The 23,251-nt window shown below is 68.6% G+C and carries 22 protein-coding genes; 14 read left to right on the top strand and 8 right to left on the bottom strand.

Translation table 11 applies throughout. From position 1 onward, the window contains the following. The first annotated feature begins 88 nt into the window (after positions 1-88). Positions 89-322, top strand: coding sequence for a hypothetical protein (locus OP498_RS03595; protein WP_280547250.1), 234 nt, complete (start codon positions 89-91; stop codon positions 320-322). Between the two features lie 358 nt (positions 323-680). Beyond that, the gene (locus tag OP498_RS03590; RefSeq protein ID WP_280552576.1) at positions 681-2,021 is read left to right on the top strand and encodes a sodium-dependent transporter; all 1,341 of its coding nucleotides are present in this window, start codon (positions 681-683) and stop codon (positions 2,019-2,021) included. Positions 2,022-2,099: 78 nt separating this feature from the next. Here the strand turns inward: OP498_RS03590 and OP498_RS03585 are convergent, their stop codons facing one another. Then, positions 2,100-2,330 carry a hypothetical protein gene (locus OP498_RS03585; RefSeq protein WP_280547252.1) on the bottom strand — a complete coding sequence of 77 codons (231 nt, stop codon included), beginning with the start codon at positions 2,328-2,330 and terminating at the stop codon, positions 2,100-2,102. A 253-nt stretch (positions 2,331-2,583) separates the two neighbouring features. Here OP498_RS03585 and hexR point away from each other — a divergent pair, with 253 nt between their 5' ends. The 3 genes from hexR (at position 2,584) to OP498_RS03570 (ending at position 7,166) form a co-directional block, all read left to right on the top strand. Next, positions 2,584-3,447 (top strand): transcriptional regulator HexR, encoded by an 864-nt coding sequence (gene hexR / locus OP498_RS03580; RefSeq protein ID WP_280552574.1) that lies wholly within the window; start codon positions 2,584-2,586, stop codon positions 3,445-3,447. Positions 3,448-3,732: 285 nt separating this feature from the next. Continuing rightward, complete coding sequence (gene uvrD, locus OP498_RS03575) at positions 3,733-5,937, top strand: DNA helicase II (RefSeq protein WP_280552571.1); 2,205 nt, start codon at positions 3,733-3,735, stop codon at positions 5,935-5,937. A 128-nt stretch (positions 5,938-6,065) separates the two neighbouring features. Further along, on the top strand, positions 6,066-7,166 hold the full coding sequence (locus OP498_RS03570; RefSeq protein WP_280552569.1) for a TRAP transporter substrate-binding protein: 1,101 nt from the start codon (positions 6,066-6,068) through the stop codon (positions 7,164-7,166). A gap of 85 nt (positions 7,167-7,251) precedes the next feature. Here OP498_RS03570 and OP498_RS03565 read toward each other — a convergent pair whose 3' ends face one another. Further along, positions 7,252-7,659 carry an acyl-CoA thioesterase gene (locus OP498_RS03565; RefSeq protein ID WP_280547258.1) on the bottom strand — a complete coding sequence of 136 codons (408 nt, stop codon included), beginning with the start codon at positions 7,657-7,659 and terminating at the stop codon, positions 7,252-7,254. 147 nt (positions 7,660-7,806) lie between these two features. Here OP498_RS03565 and OP498_RS03560 point away from each other — a divergent pair, with 147 nt between their 5' ends. The 6 genes from OP498_RS03560 (at position 7,807) to cysZ (ending at position 14,150) form a co-directional block, all read left to right on the top strand. Then, entirely contained in the window at positions 7,807-8,757 is a 951-nt protein-coding gene (locus OP498_RS03560) for a phosphate ABC transporter substrate-binding protein (RefSeq protein WP_280547259.1), read from the top strand. A gap of 70 nt (positions 8,758-8,827) precedes the next feature. Then, positions 8,828-10,051, top strand: a complete 1,224-nt coding sequence (locus OP498_RS03555) for an ABC transporter permease subunit (RefSeq protein ID WP_280547260.1) — start codon at positions 8,828-8,830, stop codon at positions 10,049-10,051. Further along, positions 10,048-11,595 (top strand): phosphate ABC transporter permease PstA, encoded by a 1,548-nt coding sequence (gene pstA / locus OP498_RS03550; RefSeq protein ID WP_280552567.1) that lies wholly within the window; start codon positions 10,048-10,050, stop codon positions 11,593-11,595. The genes OP498_RS03555 and pstA overlap by 4 nt, the downstream gene beginning before the upstream one ends. Before the next feature lie 32 nt (positions 11,596-11,627). Further along, positions 11,628-12,446 (top strand): phosphate ABC transporter ATP-binding protein PstB, encoded by an 819-nt coding sequence (pstB, locus tag OP498_RS03545; protein ID WP_280552565.1) that lies wholly within the window; start codon positions 11,628-11,630, stop codon positions 12,444-12,446. Positions 12,447-12,470: 24 nt separating this feature from the next. Next, complete coding sequence (gene phoU / locus OP498_RS03540) at positions 12,471-13,199, top strand: phosphate signaling complex protein PhoU (RefSeq protein ID WP_280547265.1); 729 nt, start codon at positions 12,471-12,473, stop codon at positions 13,197-13,199. A gap of 198 nt (positions 13,200-13,397) precedes the next feature. After that, on the top strand, positions 13,398-14,150 hold the full coding sequence (gene cysZ / locus OP498_RS03535) for a sulfate transporter CysZ (RefSeq protein ID WP_280552564.1): 753 nt from the start codon (positions 13,398-13,400) through the stop codon (positions 14,148-14,150). On the opposite strand, the gene phoR is transcribed toward cysZ, so the two are convergent. The 4 genes from phoR to OP498_RS03515 form a co-directional block, all read right to left on the bottom strand. Then, entirely contained in the window at positions 14,138-15,451 is a 1,314-nt protein-coding gene (gene phoR, locus OP498_RS03530; RefSeq protein WP_280547267.1) for a phosphate regulon sensor histidine kinase PhoR, read from the bottom strand. The genes cysZ and phoR overlap by 13 nt on opposite strands. Before the next feature lies 1 nt (position 15,452). Then, entirely contained in the window at positions 15,453-16,142 is a 690-nt protein-coding gene (gene phoB / locus OP498_RS03525) for a phosphate regulon transcriptional regulator PhoB (RefSeq protein ID WP_280547268.1), read from the bottom strand. A gap of 87 nt (positions 16,143-16,229) precedes the next feature. Continuing rightward, on the bottom strand, positions 16,230-17,126 hold the full coding sequence (gene ubiA, locus OP498_RS03520; RefSeq protein WP_280547269.1) for a 4-hydroxybenzoate octaprenyltransferase: 897 nt from the start codon (positions 17,124-17,126) through the stop codon (positions 16,230-16,232). A 34-nt stretch (positions 17,127-17,160) separates the two neighbouring features. Further along, positions 17,161-17,637 (bottom strand): chorismate lyase, encoded by a 477-nt coding sequence (locus OP498_RS03515; RefSeq protein ID WP_280552723.1) that lies wholly within the window; start codon positions 17,635-17,637, stop codon positions 17,161-17,163. 337 nt (positions 17,638-17,974) lie between these two features. On the opposite strand from OP498_RS03515, the gene OP498_RS03510 reads away from it, so the two are divergent. The 3 genes from OP498_RS03510 (at position 17,975) to OP498_RS03500 (ending at position 20,067) form a co-directional block, all read left to right on the top strand. After that, positions 17,975-19,135, top strand: coding sequence for an FAD-dependent oxidoreductase (locus tag OP498_RS03510; RefSeq protein ID WP_280552563.1), 1,161 nt, complete (start codon positions 17,975-17,977; stop codon positions 19,133-19,135). Between the two features lie 239 nt (positions 19,136-19,374). Continuing rightward, on the top strand, positions 19,375-19,650 hold the full coding sequence (locus tag OP498_RS03505) for an HU family DNA-binding protein (protein ID WP_280547271.1): 276 nt from the start codon (positions 19,375-19,377) through the stop codon (positions 19,648-19,650). A gap of 60 nt (positions 19,651-19,710) precedes the next feature. Then, positions 19,711-20,067, top strand: a complete 357-nt coding sequence (locus OP498_RS03500) for a hypothetical protein (protein ID WP_280552562.1) — start codon at positions 19,711-19,713, stop codon at positions 20,065-20,067. A gap of 123 nt (positions 20,068-20,190) precedes the next feature. Here the strand turns inward: OP498_RS03500 and recG are convergent, their stop codons facing one another. Both recG and OP498_RS03490 read right to left on the bottom strand, forming a co-directional pair. Continuing rightward, positions 20,191-22,272 (bottom strand): ATP-dependent DNA helicase RecG, encoded by a 2,082-nt coding sequence (gene recG / locus OP498_RS03495; protein WP_280552561.1) that lies wholly within the window; start codon positions 22,270-22,272, stop codon positions 20,191-20,193. Beyond that, positions 22,269-23,189 carry a hydrogen peroxide-inducible genes activator gene (locus OP498_RS03490; protein WP_280552560.1) on the bottom strand — a complete coding sequence of 307 codons (921 nt, stop codon included), beginning with the start codon at positions 23,187-23,189 and terminating at the stop codon, positions 22,269-22,271. The genes recG and OP498_RS03490 overlap by 4 nt, the downstream gene beginning before the upstream one ends. Positions 23,190-23,251 lie beyond the last annotated feature (62 nt).

The raw sequence follows: 23,251 nt of genomic DNA, 5'->3' as shown, positions 1-23,251 counted from the left end.
GCCGTAGGCCCTCTCGGGGCTCCTGCATGACGAGGCCGAAAAGCCGAGAGCCCCATTACACGTGCTTTCCACGGGAGGCTGCCCGCTGGTGCGTTTTATCGAGCATGTCAATCACGAGATCAACGAGCGCTGTTTCACCCCCTTGATTGAACGCCTCATCCTGTGGATAAATCAGGGGAAAACCTCTTACCGGATGGTGCATACCCCGGACGTTCGCGGAGCGTTGAAACTGGCGTATCGCCTGTCTTCCCGGCTTTGTGAACACTGTTTACTTTCTCCCCTCGAGGCCTTCGAAGGCGAGCGCCAGGCGAGGCTTTTCTGACAGAGCTTCAGACCATCGCCCTACGTCCAAAGTCGGGGCGAGAATCTCCCCGCCATGGCTGGTCATCGAGCGTTTGATCGGATAGTTTTACGGTTCGGCGTGCCAATATCATGGATATTGACTGGATCCTGCGCATAATCCGCGTGGATCTTGCGAATATCTGGCACCCGGTCCTCTCCCGCTCCTTGCCGCACCGGCCTGGAACGCGCGAGGTGCGACACGGCAGCGATCCTGCCTGGATCCTGTCATGCTCTGGACGGCGTCGTGTGAACCATGGCGCCCTGGACGTGGCAATGACAAGCACAAGCCGTCATCGCGCCAGATCGGCCGTTGGCGACACGTACTCTCAGGGTGAAACATGTCGAAACTCTCCCACGCACAGTGGTCATCGAAGATGGCCTTCATCCTGGCTGCCACCGGTTCGGCGGTGGGGCTAGGCAATATCTGGCGGTTTTCCTACATGGTGGGTGACAGCGGAGGCGCGGCCTTCGTGCTCATCTACCTGGCCTGTGTGGCCCTGGTGGGCCTGCCGATCCTGGTAGCGGAATGGCTGATCGGCCGCCGTGGCCAGGAGAACCCGATCAATTCCATGGTCGTCCTGGCCCGCAGGAATGGCCGACTGCCCGCCTGGGCGCTGGTCGGGGCCACCGGGGTGCTGGCCGCCTTCCTGATTCTCTCCTTCTACAGCGTCATCGGTGGCTGGTCGCTCTCCTATACCCTTGGTTCGGTGACCGGCGCTTTCACCGGTCAGGATGCGGATGGCGTCAGCGAGATCTTCACCGGCCTGCTGGGCAATCCGGTGGCGCTGACCCTATGGCATACCGCCTTCATGGCGCTGGTGATCTTCATCGTCGCCCGCGGCGTTACCAAGGGCCTTGAGGGCGCCGTGCGCACCCTGATGCCGGCACTGGTGGTGCTGATGCTGGTGCTGGTGGGCTATGGCATGACCACCGGCCATTTCGGCGAGGCGCTGGCCTTCATGTTCAGCCCCGACTGGGGCGCGGTCACCGGCGAGGTGGTGCTGGCGGCCATGGGACAGGCCTTCTTCACCCTGTCGCTGGGCATGGGCATCATGATGGCCTACGGCTCCTACCTGGGCGAGGACGTCAACTTGATCGGAACGGCCCGGACGGTGATCATCCTGGATACCACCATCGCCCTGCTGGCGGGCCTGGCCATCTTCCCCATTGTCTTCGCCAATGGCCTGAGCCCGGGCGAGGGGCCCGGCCTGATATTCGTCACCCTGCCGCTGGCCTTCGGCAACATGACCGGTGGCATGATTCTCGGCCTGATGTTCTTCCTGCTGCTGACCTTCGCCGCGCTGACGTCGGCGATCTCGCTGCTGGAGCCGGTGGTGGAACTGATGGAGGAGCGCACTCCGCTCTCACGCGTGTCCGCCACCTTGGTCGGCGGCGTGGCGGTCTGGGCGCTGGGCATCGCGGCGCTGATGTCGTTCAACGTCTGGAGCGAGCTGTCGATTGCGGGCCTGAACATCTTCGACTTCCTGGACACCCTGACCAGCAAGTTCCTGCTGCCGCTGACCGGCCTGGGAGCCATCCTGTTCGTGGCCTGGCGGCTCGACCGCGCCAGCGTGGCGGCCGAGCTGAACCTCTCCGGCGGGCAGGCGACGCTGTGGACCGTGGTGTCACGCTTCGTGGCCCCGGCCGGCGTGATCCTGGTCTTCGTCTCGAGCCTCTGAGCCGGGTGCGCCGGACGCTCCGGCGCAGCGAGCCCCCGACGAGCCCCGCCCCGGCGGGGCTCGTTGCGTGATGCGTCGTCAGTGCATCTCGTCTTCCGCCAGTTCCTCGTCTGCCAGTTCCTCGTCGGGAAGTGGGGCGATGTCCCGGGTCAGTCGCTTGAATTCCTTGTGCAGTTCGATGCCGCGCCGGGCACGCAGGTTGCGCTGGGCGGCGGTGCGTGAACGTTGCTCGTGTTCGACGACTTCCATGCTCATGAAGATGTCGAGAAGCTCACTCTTGAGGGAGGATAACCGTTCGACATTGCGCATGATCGACTCTCCTAAAAGACTCGCGATACTGCACTTCTTACTATACCCCACTTGACAGAATGATGACGGCGCCTGCGGCGAACGCACAACGCTGTGCCAACGCTCGCCGGATGACATGGTGCCCGGCCGCGCGCGGGCACCGGATGGAAGTGCGCATCGTCCGCCGGCTTGGGGCATACTGTAAGCATGAATCCGCCCATCTTTCCGCTGCCTCGCCCTCGTGGCGGGAAGGCAAGTCCGCAAGGAGTCCCGCGTGAGCCGCGCCCTGTTCGATGAGATGAGACGTCGCATGGAGCACTTCCGCCGCTCCGAGCAGAAGGTCGCGCGCTTCGTGCTGCGCCAGCCCGAGGAAGTGATCCACATGCGCATCGTCGACCTGGCCACCGAGGCCAAGGTCAGCGAGCCCACCGTGGTGCGCTTCTGCCGCGCCCTGGGATGCAACGGTTTCCAGGATTTCAAGCTCCAGCTGGCGCAGATGCTGGCCTCGGGTAGCCAGTTCGCCCAGTTCTCGATGAACGACAGCGACTCGGTGGCGGAATTCTCCCAGAGCATCTTCGATTCCACCGTGGGTACTCTGCTCTCGGTGCGCGACCGTCTCGACAACGAGGCCCTGAGCCAGGCCATCAATGCACTGGCGATGGCCAACCGGGTGGAGTTCTACGGCTTCGGTGCCTCCGGGGCCGTGGCCGCCGATGCCCAGCACAAGTTTTTCCGCCTGCAGATATCCACCGCGGCCTACACCGACCCGCACATGCAGAACATGTCGGCGGTGACCCTGAAGGAGGGCGATGTGGTGGTGGCGATCTCCCAGACCGGCCGCACCCGGGCGCTGGTGGCCAGCGTGCGCCTGGCCCGCGAGTCTGGCGCCACGGTGATCGGGCTCTGCCCCAGCGGTTCGCCGCTGGCCGAGGAGGTCACGCTGCCGCTCTACATCGATGTCCACGAAGACACCGAGATCTATACGCCGATGAGCTCGCGCATCGCCCACCTGGTGCTGGTCGATGTGCTGGCGGTGGGCGTGGCCAAGACCCGCGGCCCGAAACTCGCCGAGCAGCTTCGCGAAGTGAAGAAGAGCCTCAACCCGCTGCGCTTCCCGGAGCAGGAGGGCAAGCCCTAGGCCTGCGGCCAGCACCGAGTTACAGGCGTCAAGCGGTAAGCGAGCACCTGATATATCGAGTGTTCTCATGGTGACGGCATAGCGAGTGGCGCCGGGGACAGGTCGAAGGGGAGGTCCTATGCCAGGGATGGCATCGGTAGCGCCCAGGGAGGGGTTCACAGCGCCTCCCCGAAGACCTGTCGCCGGATCAGCCACGAGTGGTGCCACTGCTCGTGGCTGATCCGGTTCTACAGGGCCCATTATGCTAAGCTATCGGCCCATTTTCCGAGCAGCGATGCCTTCCCCATGGACGACGTCACGGCGATTCTCGATCACATGAACCCGGCCCAGCGCGAGGCCGTCAGTGCGCCCCAGGGCAACATGCTGGTGCTGGCCGGGGCCGGGTCCGGCAAGACCCGGGTGCTGGTGCATCGCATCGCCTGGCTGATGCAGGCCGAGGGGCTCTCGCCCTACGCCGTGCTCGCCGTGACCTTCACCAACAAGGCGGCCCGCGAGATGCGCACCCGCCTGGAGGCGCTGCTGGGCATCTCGTTGCGCAATGTCTGGGTGGGCACCTTCCACTCCATTGCCCATCGCCTGCTGCGCACCCACTGGCAGGATGCCCGGCTGCCCCAGCACTTCCAGATCATCGACAGCGACGACCAGCTACGGCTGGTCAAGCGGCTGCTCAAGGACCACCGCGTCGATGACGAGCGTTTCCCGCCGCGCCAGGTGCAGTCGTTCATCTCCGGCTGCAAGGAGGAGGGACTGCGCCCCCACCAGGTCGATGCCCATGGCGATGCCTACCTGGCCCAGATGGTCGAGCTCTACGAGCGCTATCAGCTGACCTGTGAGCGTGGCGGTCTGGTGGACTTCGGCGAGCTCTTGCTTCGAAGCCTCGAGCTGTTGCGGGACAACCCGGCGCTGCTGGCCCACTACCAGGCGCGCTTCGGCCATGTGCTGGTCGACGAGTTCCAGGACACCAATACCCTGCAGTACGCCTGGCTCAAGCTGCTCACCGGCATGCAGACCCCGATGACCGTGGTGGGCGACGACGACCAGTCGATCTACGGCTGGCGCGGGGCACGCATCGAGAACATCCGGCGCTTCGAGCAGGAGTTCCCCGGCACCAAGACGGTGCGACTGGAGCAGAACTACCGCTCCACCAGCGCCATCCTCGAGGCCGCCAATGCCCTGATCCGCCACAACAGCGAACGCATGGGCAAGGAGCTGTGGACCGAGGGCGCCAGGGGCGAGCCGATCTCCGTCTACTCGGGTTTCAACGATCTGGACGAGGCGCGCTTCATCGTCGACACCATCCGCGAGAAGGTCGAGGAGGGCTTCAACCGGCGCGAGATCGCCATCCTCTACCGTTCCAATGCCCAGTCCCGGGTGCTGGAGGAGACGCTGATCCGCCAGGGCGTGCCCTACCGCATCTACGGCGGCCAGCGCTTCTACGAGCGCCTGGAGATCAAGAACGCCCTGGCCTACCTGCGGCTGCTGCTCAACCGTGACGACGACGCCTCCCTGGAGCGGGTGATCAACGTCCCGGCCCGGGGCATCGGCACCCGCACCGTGGAGGTGCTGCGCAACCGCGCCCGGCAGAGCGAGGTGTCGCTGTGGCAGGCGCTGCATGACAGCCTGCTGGATGCCTCGCTCAAGGGGCGGGCCGCCACGGCGGTGCGCGCCTTCGCCGACCTGATCGAGCGCCTCGACAACGACACCGCTGGCCTGGCGCTCCACGAGATCATCGATCAGGTGATCGAGCGCAGCGGCCTGGTCGAGCACCATCGCAGCGAGAAGGGCGAAAAGGGGCAGGCCCGGGTCGAGAACCTCGAGGAGCTGGTCACCGCCGCCAAGGCGTTTACCCAGGGCGAGAGCTTCGAGCCCCCCGAGGCCGGCGAGGGGGCCGCGGCCCTGGAGGCCTTCCTCTCCGAGGCGGCGCTGAACGCCGGCGACCACGAGGCCGACGAGTTCGAGGACTGCGTGCAGCTGATGACCCTGCACTCGGCCAAGGGCCTGGAGTTCCCGGTGGTGTTCATCGCCGGGGTCGAGGAGGGCCTGTTTCCGCACAAGATGTCCATGGAGGAGCCGGGGCGCCTGGAGGAGGAGCGGCGACTCTGCTACGTGGGCCTGACCCGTGCCATGCGCAAGCTCTACCTGACCCATGCCGAGCTGCGTCGCCTGCACGGCAAGGAGACCTTCCAGCGCGCCTCGCGCTTCCTGCGCGAACTGCCCGAGGAGTATCTCGAGGAAGTACGGCTGCGCGGCCAGATCTCGCGGCCGGTGACCGCTCGCCCGGCCGTGGGGCTCTCGCGGCAGACCTCTGTCGACGGGGGCGATGAACTGCCGTCGCTCTCGCTGGGCCAGCGGGTCAGCCATCCGGTGTTCGGCGAGGGGGTGATCCTCAACGCCGAGGGGGAGGGCGAGCGTGCCCGGGTCCAGGTCAGCTTCGAGGGCGAGGGCGACAAGTGGCTGGTGCTGGGGTTCGCCAAGCTGACGCCGCTCTGATTTTCGTTGACGTTGACGTCAGGTGCAGTCGCTTGCCGGGCAATTCGGCCTTGACGCATACTCGTGAGCGGACAAGCTTCAGCCCGCAGGCACTGCGGGAACAATAATCCTCCTGGAGTCACGCTCGCATGCAACGTCGCCTCTTTCTCAAGAACAGCCTCAAGACCCTTGGCGCTGGTGCCGCCGCTGGCGCCGCCACCCCCTTCATCTCCACGGCCAGCGCCCAGCAGACCATCACCTGGGACATGGTGACCTCCTGGCCCAAGAACTTCCCGGCGTTGGGCACCGGGGCCAACGACTTCGCCGCGCGCATCGAGCGCCTCTCCGGTGGCCGCATGAAGGTCCGCGTGCACGGCGCGGGCGAGCTGGTGCCGGCCATGGAGGTGTTCGACGCGGTGGGCGAGGGCACCGCCCAGATGGGCCACTCCGCCTCCTACTACTGGCGCGGCAAGACCCTGGCCTCTCAGTTCTTCACCGCCGTGCCCTTTGGCATGACCACCACCGAGACCAACGCCTGGCTCTACCATGGCGGCGGTCAGGCGCTGTGGGATGAGGTGTACGCCAAGCACAACCTCAAGCCCTTTCCGGTGGGCAACACTGGCACCCAGATGGCCGGCTGGTTCAAGAAGGAGATCAACTCGCTGGAGGACATGCAGGGGCTCAAGCTGCGCCTGCCGGGGCTGGCCGGCGAGGCCATGAACGGCATCGGCGTGACCACCGTGAACATCCCGGGGTCTGAGATCTTCACCTCACTGCAGACCGGGGTGCTGGATGCCGCCGACTGGGTCGGGCCCTACAACGACCTGGCCTTCGGCCTGCACCAGGTGGCCAAGTACTACTACACCTCGGCCTGGAACGAGCCCAGCGCCATCATCGAGGGCACGGTCAACCTGGAGGCCTGGAACGCCCTGCCCGACGACCTCAAGGCGGTGGTCAGCGAGGCGGCCATGGCCTCCAACCTGGCGATGATCAGCGAGTTCGCGGTGCGCAACGCCGAGGCGCTCGATACCCTGGTCAGCGAGCACGGCGTGGAGCTGCGCACCTTCCCGGATGAGGTGCTGGAAGCGCTTTATGCCTCCTCCCGGGAAGTGCTCCAGAAGCAGGTGGAAGCCGACGAGGAGTCGCGGAAGGTCTACGACTCCTACACCGCCTTCCAGCAGAAGGTGCAGCGCTTCACCGACGTGGGCGAGTTCGCCTACTTGAAGACCCGGGAGAAGGTTGGCGCCTGAGGCCAGGCCTCACTCGCCACCCTGCCATGGGCGCCCCTGCGGCGCCCATTCTCGCTCCGGAGGGAGATGCCGCTCGACGGCGGCATCAGTCGCCCTGGCGGACGGCACGGATCCGCCCGTTGTCGTCCAGGGCGACCATCACGAAGCGGGCCTCGGTGACCTTGTGCAACTCGTCGGGATCGCGTTCATGGGGGGCACGGATCCACACTTCCACGTCGATCTTGATCGAGCTGCGACCGATCTCGCTGACCCGAGTGAAGATGTTGACCATCGAGCCCACCCGCACCGGGCAGAGGAAATCCATGGCCTCGATGGCGACGTTGGCCGTGCGGCCCAGCGCCTCGCGGCCGGCGGCCACCTCGGCGGCCTCGTCCATGCGGGCGACCAGCCAGCCGCCGGGGATGTCGCCGTGCAGGTTGGTATCCTGGCGACTGGCCAGCAGCTTGAGGGTCAATTGACCCTGGGGAGCGGGGATATCGTCGATGTCTGTCATGGAAGGCTGAGCAACTCGGGTTGTTGTTGTGGGGTGTTTATCGGTGCTCCATGGTATACGTCGAGGCCATGTCTCCACCACCGCTGCGACACGATGTCCCGTCGCCGGTCGAGAACCTCCTTCATCTCCCCTCATCGAGGAGCCGTCATGTCTGCCGTCCTCTCTCGCTGGCTGGTCCCCTGGCTGCTGCTGGTCGTGCTCTGCCTGCCCCAGGCACCGGCCAGGGCCGAGGAAATCGCCGGGACCCTGGGCGCCGTAGGCTCCGATACCATGGCGGGACTGATGCTGCGCTGGGGCGAGGCGCTGACCCGCCAGCATCCCGGCATCCGCCTGCAGCTGCAGGCCAGCGGGTCGGCCAGCGCGCCGCCGGCCCTGGTGGCCGGTACCACCCGGCTGGGGCCCATGTCGCGCCCCATGAACGAGGCCGAGCGGCGGGCCTTCATCGAACGCCACGGCTATCCACCGCGGGAACTGGCGGTGGCCCGGGACGCCCTGGTGGTCGTGGTCCATCGCCACAACCCCCTCGAGAGCCTGGGGCGTCGCGAGCTGGATGCCATCTTTTCCGACTCCCGGCGCTGCGGGGCGCGCGAGGGGATCCAGCGCTGGCGACAGCTGGGGCTCGACAGGCCCGAGGGGCGCATCCGCCTGCATGGCCGCAATGCGGCGTCCGGCACCCAGGGGCTGTTCCGGCGGATCGCGCTGTGCGACGGTCACTTCCGTCCCGAGATCAACGAGTACCCGGGGTCGGCCGCGGTGGTGGCGGCGGTGGCAGAAGACCCGCGGGCCATCGGCTACGCCGGGCTCAACCACCTCACGCCGGGCGTGAAGGCCCTGGCGCGCCGCGATGCCTCGGGGACGCGCCACTTCCCCGACCCCGAGGCGGTGCGGCGCGGCGACTATGCGCTGTCCCGCGACCTCTACCTCTACCTCAACCTGCCCCCTGGCGAGTCCCTGCCGGCCGCCGAGCGCGCCTTCCTCGACCTGGTGCTGTCGCCGGCCGGGCAGGCGATCGTCGAGGAGCTGGGTTTCGTGGCCCTGCCCGAGGCGAGGCGGCTGCGCCAGCGACGCGGGCTGGCGCTGGACGAGACCGGCCGCTGATGCTGTCATCTCGCTGTCATCACACTGTCGTACGATTCCGTTAGTACCCCCGTTTCGCGCAGGCCCGGTCATGTCCGACTCCTTTCCCCCGTCTCCCGTTCGACGCCGCCTGCGTCAGGGGCGCGATCGTCTGGCCACCGTGCTGGTCACCGCGGGCGGCATCGGCGTGCTTGCCGCGCTGCTGGCCATCGGCGTCTTCCTGGCGATCGAGGTGGTGCCGCTGTTCTGGCCCACCGGCGGGACGCAGACGGTCAGCCAGCAGGCCCTCTGGTTGCCCCAGGAGGGGGCGGATGTCCCGGCCGGCTATCGCTGGGACCCCACCGCCACCCTGGCGGCAGACGAGGCGGCCCGGGTCAGCCTGGTGCCGCTGGCCTGGGGCACCCTGGAGGCGGCGGCCTGGGCCCTGCTGATCGCCGTGCCCCTGGCCCTGGGCGCAGCCGCCCATTCGGCACTCTTCATGGCGCCGCGCCTGCGCAGCCGCCTGAAGCCGACGTTGGAGCTGATGGAGGCGTTGCCCGGGGTGGTGATCGGCTTCGTCGCCGGTCTGGTGCTCGCCCCCTGGGTGGAGCGCCACCTGGCGGACGTCCTGGCCATGCTGGTGCTGCTGGTGCCCGGGCTGCTGCTCGCCGGCGGCCTCTGGTCGCGCCTGCCCCCGCGCCTGCAGCAGGCGATGCCGCTGGGCTGGGCGGGTCTGTGGCTGCTGCCTTGGCTGCTGCTGGTCCTGGCCGCCGCCCACGCGCTCTCGCCGTGGCTCGAGGCCTGGGCGTTCGGCGGTGACCTGCGCCACTGGCTGGACGTGCGCCTGGGGCTCGACGTCGCCGTGCGCAATGCCATGATCGTCGGCATGGCCATGGGGTTTGCGGTGATGCCCAGCATCTATGCGCTGGCCGAGGACGCCCTCTCGGGGGTGCCGCGCAGCCTCGCCGAGGGCGCTCAGGCACTGGGGGCGACCCGCTGGCAGACCCTGTGGCGGGTGGTGCTGCCGGCGGCGTCCCCCGGGATCTTCTCGGCGGTGATGATCGGCGCCGGGCGGGCCGTAGGCGAGACCATGATCGTGCTGATGGCCAGTGGCAATGCGGCCCTGATGACCTGGAACCCCCTGGACGGGCTGCGTTCCCTGGCGGCCACCATCGCCATCGAGTTGCCGGAGGCGGGACCCGGCGGCCTGCACTATCGACTGCTGCTGCTGGCCGCCCTGCTGCTGTTCGTCTTCACCTTCCTGGTCAATACCCTGGCCGAGCTAGTGCGGACCCGCCTGCGCCGGCGCTACCGGCGGCTGGGGAACGGGGCATGAGGCCGGCTCACAGCGCACGGGCACGAGTGCCCCGCGGCGAGGGCCTTGGCGCCTGGCTGGCGGCGGGCAGCGTGGCGCTCTCACTGCTGGCGTTGCTGGCGTTGCTTTCGCTGCTGGCGATTCGCGGCTTCGGCCACTTCTGGCCCGCCCCCATCGCCCTGGTGGTGCTCGAGGATGGCCGACAGCTTGCCGGCGAGCGGGTCCGCGAGGTCCCGCTGCCGGAGGGGACGGGGCGTGAACGGCTCTACCGGACCGGCAACCGCGACCTGGATGGCACCCGCTGGGACTGGGTGGCGGTGTCGGCCATCGCCGCGGTCAGCCATCCGCCCGACCTGGTGGTGCTGGAGCGTCGCCGCTGGGGGGAAGCGATCGGCCGGCTGGCGACGCTGGAAAGCGCGACGGGGCAGCGGGTCGAGGGCGAGGCCGCCTGGGCGGCCCTCGAGACCCGTCTGGCCGAGCTGGCCGCGCTGCGCCAGGCCCGAGACACCCTGCGCGACGAGGTCATCCTGCCGCGGGTCCGCGCCCTTGAGGCCGGGGCCGACGTGGACCGCGAGCTGGCCATGGCCAATACCCGGCTGCGCGAACTGCAGGCGGCCATGGAGGGCGGCCAGCTGACCCTGGAGACCGCCGACGGCGGGCGACTGGCGGTGCCGCTGGCGCAGGTACTGGGGGGGCGGCGGCCCAACGCCATGTCGCCGCTCGACAAGCTGGCCGCCTGGGGCGAGGGCGTCTGGCGCTTCCTCTCGGAGGGCCCGCGGGCGGCCAATACCGCCGGCGGCGTCTGGCCGGCGATCTTCGGCACCGTGCTGATGGTGATGCTGATGTCGATCCTGGTGACGCCCTTCGGGGTGCTGGCCGCCATCTACCTCAACGAGGTGGCCCACCAGGGCCGGCTGACGCGGCTGGTGCGGATCGCCGTGCGCAACCTCGCCGGGGTGCCGTCCATCGTCTATGGCGTCTTCGGCCTCGGGGTGTTCGTCTACGGCATCGGCGGCACCCTGGACGAATGGTTCTTCGACGCGGCCCTGCCCTCGCCGACCTTCGGCACCGGCGGGCTGCTGTGGGCCTCGCTGACCCTGGCCCTGCTGACCCTGCCGGTGGTGATCGTGGCCACCGAGGAGGGGCTGGCGCGGGTCCCCGACCAGCAGCGTGAGGGCGCCCTGGCGCTGGGGGCCACCCGGCTGGAGATGCTCACCCGGGTGGTGCTGCCCATGGCCACGCCGGCCATGCTCACCGGGGTGATCCTGGCCGTGGCGCGCGCCGCCGGCGAGGTGGCGCCGCTGATGCTGGTGGGCGTGGCCAAGCTGGCGCCCCAGGTCCCGGTGGACGGCGACTTTCCCTTCCTGCATCTTGACAGGAAGTTCATGCACCTTGGTTACCATATCTTCGATGCGGCCTTCCACGGCGGCGATGTCCAGGCGGCGATGCCGCTGGTCTATGCCACGGCGCTGCTGCTGGTGCTGGTGATCCTGGTGCTTAATCTGACTGCAATATTTCTGCGTCATCATCTCAATACGCGTCACGGGGCGCTCAGCCGTCGATGAGCCCAGTACCGTCGCGCCACCCGGGAGCCTCGATGCCATTCGTCCAGGACCTGCGCCCGTCGCCCCACCCGGCGGCGGTCATCGACTTCTCCCCCGCGGCCAGCAGCCTGGCCATCCGGGGGCTGAGTCTTGCCTACGGGGACACGCCGGCGCTGCGCAACCTGACGCTGCGCATACCACGCCATCGGGTGACGGCCTTTATCGGTCCCTCCGGCTGCGGCAAGTCGACCCTGCTGCGGGTGTTCAACCGGCTTCACGACCTCAATGACGAGGTGGTGCGCAAGGGCGAGATCCGTCTGGAGGGGCAGGACATCCACGCGCCAGAGGTGAGTGTGGCCGAGCTGCGTCGGCGGGTGGGGATGGTGTTCCAGGCGCCCAATCCCTTCCCCATGTCGATCCACGACAACGTGGCCTTCGGCCTGCGTCTGCAGGGGGGGCTGAGCAAGCGCAAGCGCGACGACATCATCGAGTGGGCGCTGCGCTCGGCGGCGCTGTGGGACGAGGTGAAGGACCGCCTGCGTGCCTCGGCCTGGTCGCTCTCCGGGGGCCAGCAGCAGCGCCTGGTGATCGCCCGTACCCTGGCGGTGGGCCCCGAGGTGCTGCTGCTCGACGAGCCGGCCTCGGCGCTCGATCCCATCTCCACGCTGAAGATCGAGGAGCTGATCCGCAACCTGAAGTCGCACCTGACTCTGGTGCTGGTCACCCACAACATGCAGCAGGCGGCGCGGGTCTCCGACTACACCGCCTTCCTGCAGGACGGCGAACTGGTGGAATATGGCCCCACCGACACCCTGTTCACCAACCCGCGCCTGCGGCGTACCGAGAACTACATCACCGGGCGCATGGCCTGACGGCCGGCCCCAAGGAGAGGTCCCATGGACATTACCAGCGACATCCACAGCCAGCATATCTCCCGGCAGTTCAACCAGGAGCTCGAGGAACTCAAGACTCACCTGATGGCCATGGGCGGCCTGGTCGAGAAGCAGGTCCAGGACGCCGTGGCCGCCTTGCTCGAGAGCGACTCCGAACTCGGCCAGCGGGTGGTCGCCAACGACCGCGCGGTCAACGACATGCAGATCAAGATCGACGAGGAGTGCACCCAGGTGCTGGCGCGGCGCCAGCCGACCGCCTCCGACCTGCGCCTGGTGCTGGCGGTGATTCGCGCCGCGTCCGACCTGGAACGCATCGGCGACGAGGCGAGCAAGATCGCCCGCAACGCCATCGATCTGATCGACGCCGACAACGGCAACCGTGGCTTCGTCGAGGTGCGCATGATCAGCGAGCACGTGCGGCGTATGGTGCGCGATGCCCTGACCTCCTTCGCCCGCCTCGACACCGAGCTGGCGCTCAAGCTGGTCCACGAGGACGAGGAGGTGGACAACGAGTACAAGAGTGCCATGCGCTCGTTGATGACCTTCATGATGGAGGATGCCCGTTCGATCTCATCGGTTCTCAGTGTGATGTGGATCCTGCGCGCCCTGGAGCGCATCGGCGACCACGCCAACAACCTGGCCGAATACGTGGTCTACCTGGTGAAGGGGCTCGATATCCGCCACACCGACCCCGAGGATCTCGACAAGGATATGCTCGAGGGCAAGGGTTGACCGCAATCCGCGATTGACCCTCAATGACCCAGGCCGCCGCCCCTAGGTAAGGGGCGCCGGGGACAGCTCGAAGAGGAGGTCCTACGCCAGGGATGGCGTCGGTAGCGCCCATGGAAGGGTTTACAGCGCCTCCTCGCAGAGCTGTCGTCGGATCAGCCCCGAACGATGCCTGTTACTGCGATAGCAAGAGACGTTGAGATGCTCGATGCCTTGACGGCGCTGACCCGCGGGACCCGCCTGGTCTACTCCCGCGGCCTGCGGCGCTATGTGTTCCTGCCGATAGTCGTCAACCTGCTGGTCTACGCTGGCATGCTCTGGTACGTGCTGGGCCACTTCGGCGGCTGGCTGGACGGCTGGATGGCCATGGTTCCCGGCTGGCTGGACTGGCTCTCCTGGTTGATCTGGCCGCTCTTCGTGGTCAGCCTGGTGCTGATCGTGTTCTTCACCTTCACCCTGGTGACCCACCTGATCGCCGCGCCCTTCTACGGCTTCCTGGCCGCCCGGGTGGAGGCGGAGGCGACCGGGCGGCCGCCGCTGGACGACCGCGGGCTGGCGAAAACCGCCGTGGACGCCTTGGGACGCGAGCTCGTCAAGCTGGGCTACATCCTGCCGCGCATGGCCCTGCTCTTCGTGCTCAGCTGGATCCCGGTGATCAATCTGGTCTCACCGCTGCTGTGGGCGGCCTTCTCGGCCTGGATGATGGCGATCACCTACCTCGACTACCCCATGGACAACAACAAGGTCGGCTTCCGCGACATGCGTCGCCGGCTGAAGGCCCGCTGGTGGCCCACCCTCACCTACGGCGGCTGGGTGACCCTGATCACCTGGATTCCGCTGGCCAACCTCTTGCTGCTACCCGGCGCCGTGGCCGCCGCGGTGCTGATGTGGGAGCGCCATTACCGCGGCCTCGAGGCCGACACGGCGCAGGGCGGTCCGCCTCAGGCGCGCTGAGCGTTCTCGGTCGTGTCGCGCAGGCGCTCGGCGGGGAACACGCAGCGGAAGGTGGCGCCGCGCCCGGGGCGGGAGTCGATCTCCAGCCGGGCGTCGTGGCGCAGCAGCACGTGCTTGACGATGGCCAGCCCCAGGCCGGTGCCGCCGGTGGCGGTGCTGCGCCCCTTGTCGACCCGGTAGAAGCGCTCGGTGAGGCGCGGCAGGTGCACCGGGTCGATGCCCTCGCCGTCGTCCTCCACCTCCAGGCAGGCGCCCTCGCCATGGGAGCGCCAGCGCAGCACGATATGGCGCCCCTCCCCGGCATAGCGCACGGCATTGAAGGCCAGGTTGGAGAGCGCACTGCGGATCTCCTGCTCGTTGCCGAGCAGCGCACGAGACTCCTCGACCTCCACCCCGATGGTCTGGCGAGCATCGGAGAGCGCCGCGGCGTCGCTCTGCACGGCCGCAAGCAGCTCGCCCATCGCCAGCGGGGTGTCATCGCGCCCGCCCTGGTCGATCTCCAGCCGTGACAGCAGCAGCAGGTCGTTGACCAGGTTCTGCATGCGGTCGGTCTGGGCCTTCATCTGCGACAGGCCGCGGCCCAGTCGCGGCGGCAGCTGGCCGGCCATGTCGCCATAGGTCTCCAGGTAGCCGGCGAGCACGGTCAGCGGGGTCCTCAGCTCGTGGGAAACGTTGGCCACGAAGTCCCGGCGCATCTGCTCCAGGCGATGCAGTCGGGTGATGTCCCGGGCCATCACCAGGCGCTCGTCGTCGCCGTAGAGGGTGATCTGGAACTGCAGGATCAGCGTCTCGTCGATGGGCGAGGGCAGGGTCAGCGGCTCGCGATAGTCGCGGCCATGGAAGTAGTCGACGAAGCGCGGGTCACGCAGCAGGTTGGTGATGTGCTGGCCGCGGTCGAGCTGGGGCTTGAGGCCCAGCATGCGTTCGGCGGCGCTGTTCCACCACTCCAGGTCGCCGTGGCGGTCGAGCATCACCACGCTGTCGCGCATCGCCTCGGAGGACTCCTGGATGCGCTGCAAGGTGGCCCGCAACCGCTGCTGGGTGAGGCGCTGGCTCTTCTGGTAGCGGTAGAGGCGGTCGAACAGCTCGCCCCACAGGCCGCTGCTGGCGGGGGGCTCCTCCTGGGGGCGCAGGGTGAGCCACTGGTAGAGGGCGTGCAGCTGGCGCAGGTGGAAAGTCAGGCAGAGTAGCAGGCCGGCGGCGATGCCGGCCGTAGGGATGGAGAAGGGCCAGCCGACCAGGGCCCCGGCGGCGACCAGGGTCGCCAGGCGCCAGAACTCACGTCGCCAGAGCCGCCCCATGTCAGCCCTTGGCGGAGAACCGGTAGCCGGTGCCACGCACGGTCTGGATCAGCTGGTGATGGGGTTCGCCCAGCGCCTTGCGCAGGCGGCGGATATGCACGTCCACGGTACGCTCCTCGACATAGACATTGCCGCCCCACACCTGGTCGAGCAGCTGACCGCGGGTGTAGGCGCGTTCCTGGTGGGTCATGAAGAACTGCAGCAGGCGGTATTCGGTGGGCCCCATCTCCAGCGAGTGGCCATCGACGCTGACCCGGTGGCTGACCGGGTCGAGCAGCAGCCCGGCGATCTCCACCGGATCCTCGATGCCCCGCGGCGTGGTGCGGCGCAGCACCGCCTTGAGGCGCGCCACCAGCTCCCGCGGCGAGAAGGGCTTGGTGATGTAGTCGTCGGCCCCGGCCTCGAGTCCCTGGATCTTGTTGTCCTCCTCGCCCTTGGCGGTGAGCATGATGATCGGCAGCTCGGCGGTGGCCTCCTCGCGCTTCAGGCGACGGGCCAGCTCGATGCCGCTGGTCCCGGGCATCATCCAGTCGAGCAGCACCAGGTCGGGCTGGTGGTCGACCACCATGGCGTGGGCCTCCTGGGCATTATCCGCCTCGAGGACGCGATAGTCGGCCATCTCCAGCGCCACCGCGATCATCTCGCGGATCGGCGCCTCATCATCGACGATCAGTACGGTCTTGGCGGTCATCCCGGAGCCTCGTGGTCAATGACAGATCGATGACGATGACAGCACGTCATGATGACAATAGCGTGACAGGTCCGGCCTGTCGCTCGCTCAGCCGCCGTTCAGCGTCGGCCACAGGGAGAGCGCGAGGCCGGCGAAGACCAGCAGGCCCGACCAGTGGTTGTTGAGAAAGGCCTGGAAGCAACGGTCCCGGTCCCGCTCGCGGATCAGGAACTGCTGGTGCACGAAGGTCGCCGCCATGGCGGCCAGCCCCAGCCAGAAGAAGCCCCCTAGCGCCAGCAGCCATCCGGCCCAGGCCAGCAGCCCCAGAGTCAGGCCCTGCAGCAGGCCGATCATCAGCCGGTCGGCGCGGCCGAACAGCACGGCGGTGGACTTGATGCCGATCTTCAGGTCGTCGTCGCGGTCGACCATGGCGTACTCGGTGTCGTAGGCCACGGTCCAGGCCACGTTGGCGGCGAACAGCAGCCAGGCGACCGGCGGCAACGTGCCCAGCACGGCACCGAAGGCCATGGGGATCGCCCAGGAGAAAGCCGCGCCGAGGAAGGCCTGGGGCAGGTGGGTGTAGCGCTTCATGAAGGGGTAGATGAAGGCCAGGACCACCCCCACCACCGAAAGCATCACCGTGAAGAGGTTGGTGAACCAGACCAGCACGAAGGCGGCCATCACCAGCATCAGGAACAGCGCCTGGGCCTCGCCCTCGCTGATCCGCCCGGTGGCCAGGGGGCGGTTCCGGGTGCGCTTGACGTGGCCATCGAAGTGGCGGTCGGCGTAGTCGTTGACCACGCAGCCGGCGGCGCGCATCAGGTAGACCCCGGCCACGAAGATCAGCAGCACCTTGCGGCCGGGGAGGCCCTCGGCGGCGACCCACAGGGCCCACAGGGTGGGCCACATCAGCAGCCAGGTGCCGATGGGGCGGTCGAGGCGTGTCAGGTGCAGGAAGTCGGGCACCCGGGCCAGGCCCCTGGGGTGCATCAGGGATCGATCCATCTCTACCTCGTGAAGTCGGCGGTTGGCCCAGAGCCTAGCGCGAAGGCAGCCCGAGGTCATCCGCCATGCGCTCGAGGAAGAATTCCTGGACCAGCACGGCGAAGCGCCGGTGGCGGAACAGCGAGCGGCGCGCCCAGGGGCCCGAGGCGGCGTGGAAGGGGGCCGGGTCGGCGCTGACCTCGAGGGGACCGCGCGCCAGGTCCGGCTGGCGGAACAGCCAGCTGCCGAGCGAGCGCTCGCCGAGGCGATCGAGCCGCTGGCCGTGCAGCCCGGAGAGCGGCACCACCGAACGGGCCACCACCCAGGGGCGCTCGTCGAGGCACAGTGCCACCTCGCGCAGCCAGGCATGGCGGGCCGGGGGCAGGCCCAGGACCAGCGCCTCGTCGCGCCGCGGCCGTCCGAGGCGCTGGTCCAGCAGCCGGACCCGGAAGGGCCGCTGGCCGCCGGCGCTGACCAGCCGGGCGGTGAGCGAGTCGCGGGAGGCGACCCACTGCCACCAGGCAGCACTCATGGCAGGGCGCGCCGCCGCCAGGGGGCGCCAGCGGGGATCGCTTCCCGGGCCGTTGCTCACCGTCTCTCTCCGCGTCGATTCAGGGGGCGGCTAGTGTACCATGGCGAATTTGAACACTTATGGTGGCCGGCCGCGACGGCAGGGCTATCGCAGGTAGCTGCTATTGCTCGAGGCTGATCTGGCGACAAGCCTGCGAGGAGGCGCTGTGAACCCTTCCCTGGGCGCTACCGACGCCATCCCTGGCGTAGGACCTCCTCTTCGGCTTGTCCCCAGCGCCCCTCGCTGAGGGTAACTGCGATAATCCTCCATCTCCACGGCCCCTGCAGGAAGGATTGCCATGGCTGCACCCCTGACCATCATCGGTTCCGGCATGGCGGGCCTGGGCCTGCTGCGTCAGCTGCGCGCGCAGGACCCGGCGCGACCGATGACGCTGATCACCGCCGACAGCGGCGATGACTATTCCAAGCCGCTGCTCTCCACCGGCTTCGCCAAGCGCCTGCCGCCGCAGCGCCTGGCGGCCCGCTCGGCCCTGGAGGTCGCCGACGAGCTCGGCGCCGTGGTGCGCACCCACACCCGGGTGGAGGCCATCGACCCGGTGGAACGCATCCTGACCATCGGCAGCGAGACCCTGCCCTGGAGCGAGCTGGTGCTGGCCACCGGCGCCGCGCCGGTGCACCCCTTCAGGGTGCCCGACGCTGTGGCCGACCGGGTCTTCAGCGTCAATGACCTGGACGACTACCGCGCCTTCCACACGACCCTGGAGGCGCTGGGCAGGCCGGCACGTGTGGCGATCATCGGCGTTGGCCTGGTGGGCTGCGAGTTCGCCAATGACCTCGCCGCCGGCGGCCACGCCGTCGAACTGGTCGCCCCGGAGCCGGCCCCCCTGCCGCGCCTGGTGCCGGAGCCCCTGGGCCGCGCCCTGGGCGAGGCCTTCCGCGAGGCCGGCATGGTGCTGCACAGCGGACGGCAGCTGGTGGCCCTGGGGGCCGACGTCGCCTGTGTCGGCCTGGAACTGGACGATGGCGACTCGCTGTCGGCCGACCTGGTGCTGGTGGCCACGGGGCTGCGGCCGCGTACCGCCCTGGCCGAGTCGGCCGGGATCACGGTCAGCGAGGCGGGCATCCACACCGACCGGCATCTGGCCACCTCGGCGCCGGGCATCCATGCCCTGGGCGATGCGGCCTGCGTCGACGGCGTCAATGCCATGTACGTGCAGCCGCTGCTGGCCAGTGCCAAGGCCCTGGCCCGGACCCTGACCGGCACCCCCACCGCGGTGACCTATGGCCCCTGGCCGGTGCTGGTCAAGACGCCCCTGCTGCCGGTGGTGGCCCTTCCGCCGGCCCATCCCCCGTTCCGCTGGCGCCTCGAAGGCGAAGGCGGTGACCTGACCGCCCTGGCCGAGGCGGAGGACGGACGTTTGATCGGATTTGCGTTGACAGGACGCTGCGTCCGTCGGAAAGTCGAACTGGCGCGAGCCGCGCCGCCGTTGCTAGGCTAGTTGCGTCAACGACGGGGCCTGCCGCGGACAGCGAGCCGGCAAGGCAGCGGCGTTGAGGACCGGCATCATCCGCATGTCGCTTCCCGAGATCTCCCCGTCTGCGCCACGAGGCCCCGGGATCGAGTGAGCCGGCATGCGCGTGATGGACCGACAGGTCATGTGCCATAACGACTCATGTGCCGTAACAACACCGCCGGTGGTGATCGCCGGCATCATGATGCCAATACCAGGAGGGCTGTATGCGCAAGCCAGAACTCGCCGCGGCGATTGCCGAGCGTGCCGATCTTTCCAAGGACAAGGCGAGCCAGGTGCTCAACGTCATTCTCGATGAGATCACAGGAAGTGTGTCTCAGGGCCAGGATGTCTCCCTGATCGGCTTCGGTACCTTCAGCGTGCGCGAGCGCGCCGCGCGCACCGGCAAGAACCCCCAGACCGGCCAGCCGCTGACCATTCCGGCCAGCAAGACCGTCGCCTTCAAGCCGGGCAAGGGCCTCAAGGACGCCGTGGCGAAGTAAGGCATTGCGGCCCGTCCCGTGCGGGTCGCCTCACACTCTCTTCCCGGGGGCGGAACCAATATGAAGCTGCGATTGATGCTGTGGCTGCTCGGGCTGATGCTCAAGCGTGCCCTGCGCCGCAAGGCTCGGTTCCGCGAACTGCTCGGCGAGATGCGTGGCCTCGACTGGGGCATCGCCACCGAGGATCTCTCCATCGCCCGCCACTACCGCATGTCGCCCAGCGGTATCCATGCGGGCCGTGGCCTGCCGGTGGATCTCGACCTGGAACTGCGCTTCGCGGACGAGGCCACGGCCATCAAGGTCCTCAAGAAACCCACCCAGCAGGCCTTTCTCGACGGCATGATGGCCGGCAGCGTGCGCCTGGTCGGCGACTCCGGCGACCTGCAGAAGCTGCAGCGGCTCCTCAAACACCTGTAAAAAGCTTGAAGCTTGAAGAGCGCCGCTTCGCGGCTGGAAGCTGGAAGAAAGAGCCTTGACTCAGATGGCGGAGGCAATCTGCTGCCTTCCAGCTTCCAGCTTCCAGCTTCCAGCTTCCAGCTTTCACACCTGCCCGTAGCGCCCCGCTTCCTCTCCCAGCCAGCGCCGGATCAGCGGGCGGCTGGTCTGGGGATGCTCGGCGAGCAGCGCCTCGGCCAGGGGAGCCACGCGGTCCAGCAGGTCGGCGTCGCGCTCCAGGTCGGCGACTCTCATCTGCGCGAGTCCCGTCTGGCGGGTGCCCAGCACCTCGCCGGGGCCACGGATCTCGAGGTCCTTCTCGGCGATGCGAAAGCCGTCGGTGGTCTCGCGCATCACCGCCAGGCGCTCCCGGGAGTGCGCCGACAGCGGCGGGTGATAGAGCAGCACGCAGAAGCTTTCGGTGGCGCCGCGTCCCACCCGACCGCGCAGCTGGTGGAGCTGGGAGAGGCCCAGGCGCTCCGGGTTCTCGATGATCATCAGGCTGGCATTGGGCACGTCGACCCCCACCTCGATCACCGTGGTGGCGACCAGCAGGTCCAGCTCGCCGGCCTTGAAGGCCGCCATCATCGTGGCCTTCTCGGTGGCCTTCATGCGGCCGTGGACCAGGCCGATGGCCAGCTCCGGCAGGCTCTCGACGAGCTCATCGCGGGTCGCCTCGGCGGCCTGGCACTCCAGTACTTCGGACTCCTCGATCAGCGTGCAGACCCAGTAGGCCTGGCGGCCCTCGGCGCAGGCATGGCGGATGCGCGCCATCACCTCGGGGCGGCGCTCGTCGGGCATCACCACCGTCTTCACCGGGGTCCGACCGGGGGGCAGCTCGTCGATCACCGAGACGTCCAGGTCGGCGTAGGCGCTCATCGCCAGGGTGCGCGGGATCGGCGTGGCGGTCATCACCAGCTGGTGGGGCGTCAGGCCGCCGGCCTCGCCCTTCTCGCGCAGCGCTAGGCGCTGGTGCACGCCGAAGCGGTGCTGCTCGTCGATGATCGCTAGCCCCAGGCGCTGGAAGTGCACGTCGCCCTGGAAGAGCGCGTGGGTGCCCACCACCATGCGCGCCCGGCCGTCCCGGATGGCCGCCTTGGTGTCCAGGCGCGCCTTGCCCTTGAGCTTGCCGGACAGCCAGGCCACCTCGATGCCCAGCGGCTCGAACCAGGCGCTGAAGGTGCGGTAGTGCTGCTCGGCCAGTATCTCGGTGGGGGCCATCATCGCCGCCTGGCAGTCGGCGGCGATGGCCGAGAGCGCCGCCATGGCGGCGACCACCGTCTTGCCCGAGCCCACGTCGCCTTGCACCAGGCGCAGCATCGGCACCTGGCGTACCAGGTCGGCGGCGATCTCGTCGAGCACCCGGCGCTGGGCGCCGGTCAGCGAGAAGGGCAGCTGGGTCAGGAAGCGCGCCTGCAGGCTGCGCCCGCCGGGCAGCGCCGGGGCGCCGTCCTCCTGGATGCGCTGGCGCACCTCCTGCAGGCTGAGGCGGTGGGCGAGCAGCTCCTCCAGGGCCAGGCGGCGACGCGCCGGGTGCCGGCCGGCCGCCAGCTGCTCGGCGTCGGCCTCCGGCGGCGGGCGGTGCAGGGTGTCCAGGCAGTGGTGAAGCTCGGGCAGGCCGAAGCGCTGGCGCAGGGGCGCGGGAATGCCATCGGGGAGGGCCTCCGGGGCGGCATCCAGGCGGGCCAGGGCCTGGTCGATCAGCGCCCGCAGGCGGGTCTGATGGAGGCCCTCGGTCGCCGGGTAGATGGGCGTCAGGTGGTCCTCTACCGGCGCTTCGCCGCCGGCCAGCAGGCGGTACTCCGGGTGATAGAGCTCCAGGCCGGTGGCGCCGGCGCGGGCCTCGCCGAAGGCGCGCACGCGCACCCCGGGCTGGAACTGTTGCTGCTGTGCCGGGGAGAAGTGGAAGAAGCGCAGGCTGAGGATCCCGGAGCCGTCGCGCAGGCGTACCAGCAGGCTGCGGCGCCGACCGCGCACCACCTCGCCGGCCACCACCTCGCCCTCCACCACGGCCTCGTGGCCGGCGCGCAGGGTGGCGATGGGGGTGATGCGGGTGCGGTCCTGGTAGCGCAGCGGCAGGTGGAACAGCAGGTCGCTGACGCGCTCGACGCCCAGCCGGGCCAGCTTGAGCGACAGCGCCTCGCCGACGCCCTTGAGCTCCGTGATGGGTGCGTCGAGCTCACTCATGTCGGTTCGAGCTCTGCCTGGCGGCAGCGCGCGATGGCGTCGGTGACGGCATCGATGGCCCGGGGCCGCGGGAAGCTGGCGCGCCAGGCGATGGCCACGGTCCGCGCGGGTGCCGGGGCGGTGAAGGGGCGGCTGATCAGCATGCCGCTCTCGTAGTGGCCGGTGCCGATGGCAGAGCGGGGCAGCACGGTGATGCCGAGCTTCGAGGCGACCATGTGGCGGATGGTCTCCAGTGAGCCGCCCTCGGCGGTGAGGGTGTTGGAGGGGCTCGCGAGCTGGTGGCTGATCGCCGGGCAGGCCTCGAGGATTTGGTCACGGAAGCAGTGGCCCTCGCCGAGCAGCAGCAGGCGCTCCTCCAGCAGGTCCTCCTTGTCGATGCTCTCGCGCTCGGCCCAACGGTGGTCGGCCGGCAGCAGCACCTCGAAGGCCTCCTCGTAGAGCGGTTTGGTGACCACGTCGGTCTCGGTGAAGGGCAGCGCGATGATGATCGCATCGAGCTCGCCGCTCCTGAGCTTGCGGCGCAGGTTGCCGGTGAAGCCCTCCTCGATGTAGAGCGGCATCTGCGGCGCACGCCGGGAGAGTTCCGGGATCAGGTGCGGAAAGAGGTAGGGGCCGATGGTGTAGATGGCACCGATGCGCAGCGGGCTCGCCAGCTGGTCGCGGCCGGCCGTGGCCAGCTCCTTGATCACGCTGCTCTGTTCCAGCACGCGCTGGGCCTGCTCGACGATCCGCTCGCCCATCGGGGTGACCTGCACGGTGGATTTCGAGCGCTCGAACAGCGCCACGCCGAGCTCTTCCTCGAGCTTCTTGACGGCCACCGACAGCGTCGGCTGGGAGACGAAGCAGCGCTCCGCGGCGCGTCCAAAGTGGCGCTCCTGGGCCAGTGTCACGATGTAGCGGAGTTCTGTTAGAGTCATGGTGGTGCCGACAGGCATCCTCTTCCGAAACGGGTGAAGGTCCCAGTGACCTCGCTCAATGC

The sequence above is a fragment of the Halomonas sp. 25-S5 genome (genome assembly GCF_029889845.1).
Taxonomy (GTDB): Bacteria; Pseudomonadota; Gammaproteobacteria; order Pseudomonadales; family Halomonadaceae; genus Halomonas.
The sequence above is the reverse complement of the archived record's forward strand: the minus strand, read 5'-3'. Positions and strand labels throughout refer to the sequence as shown.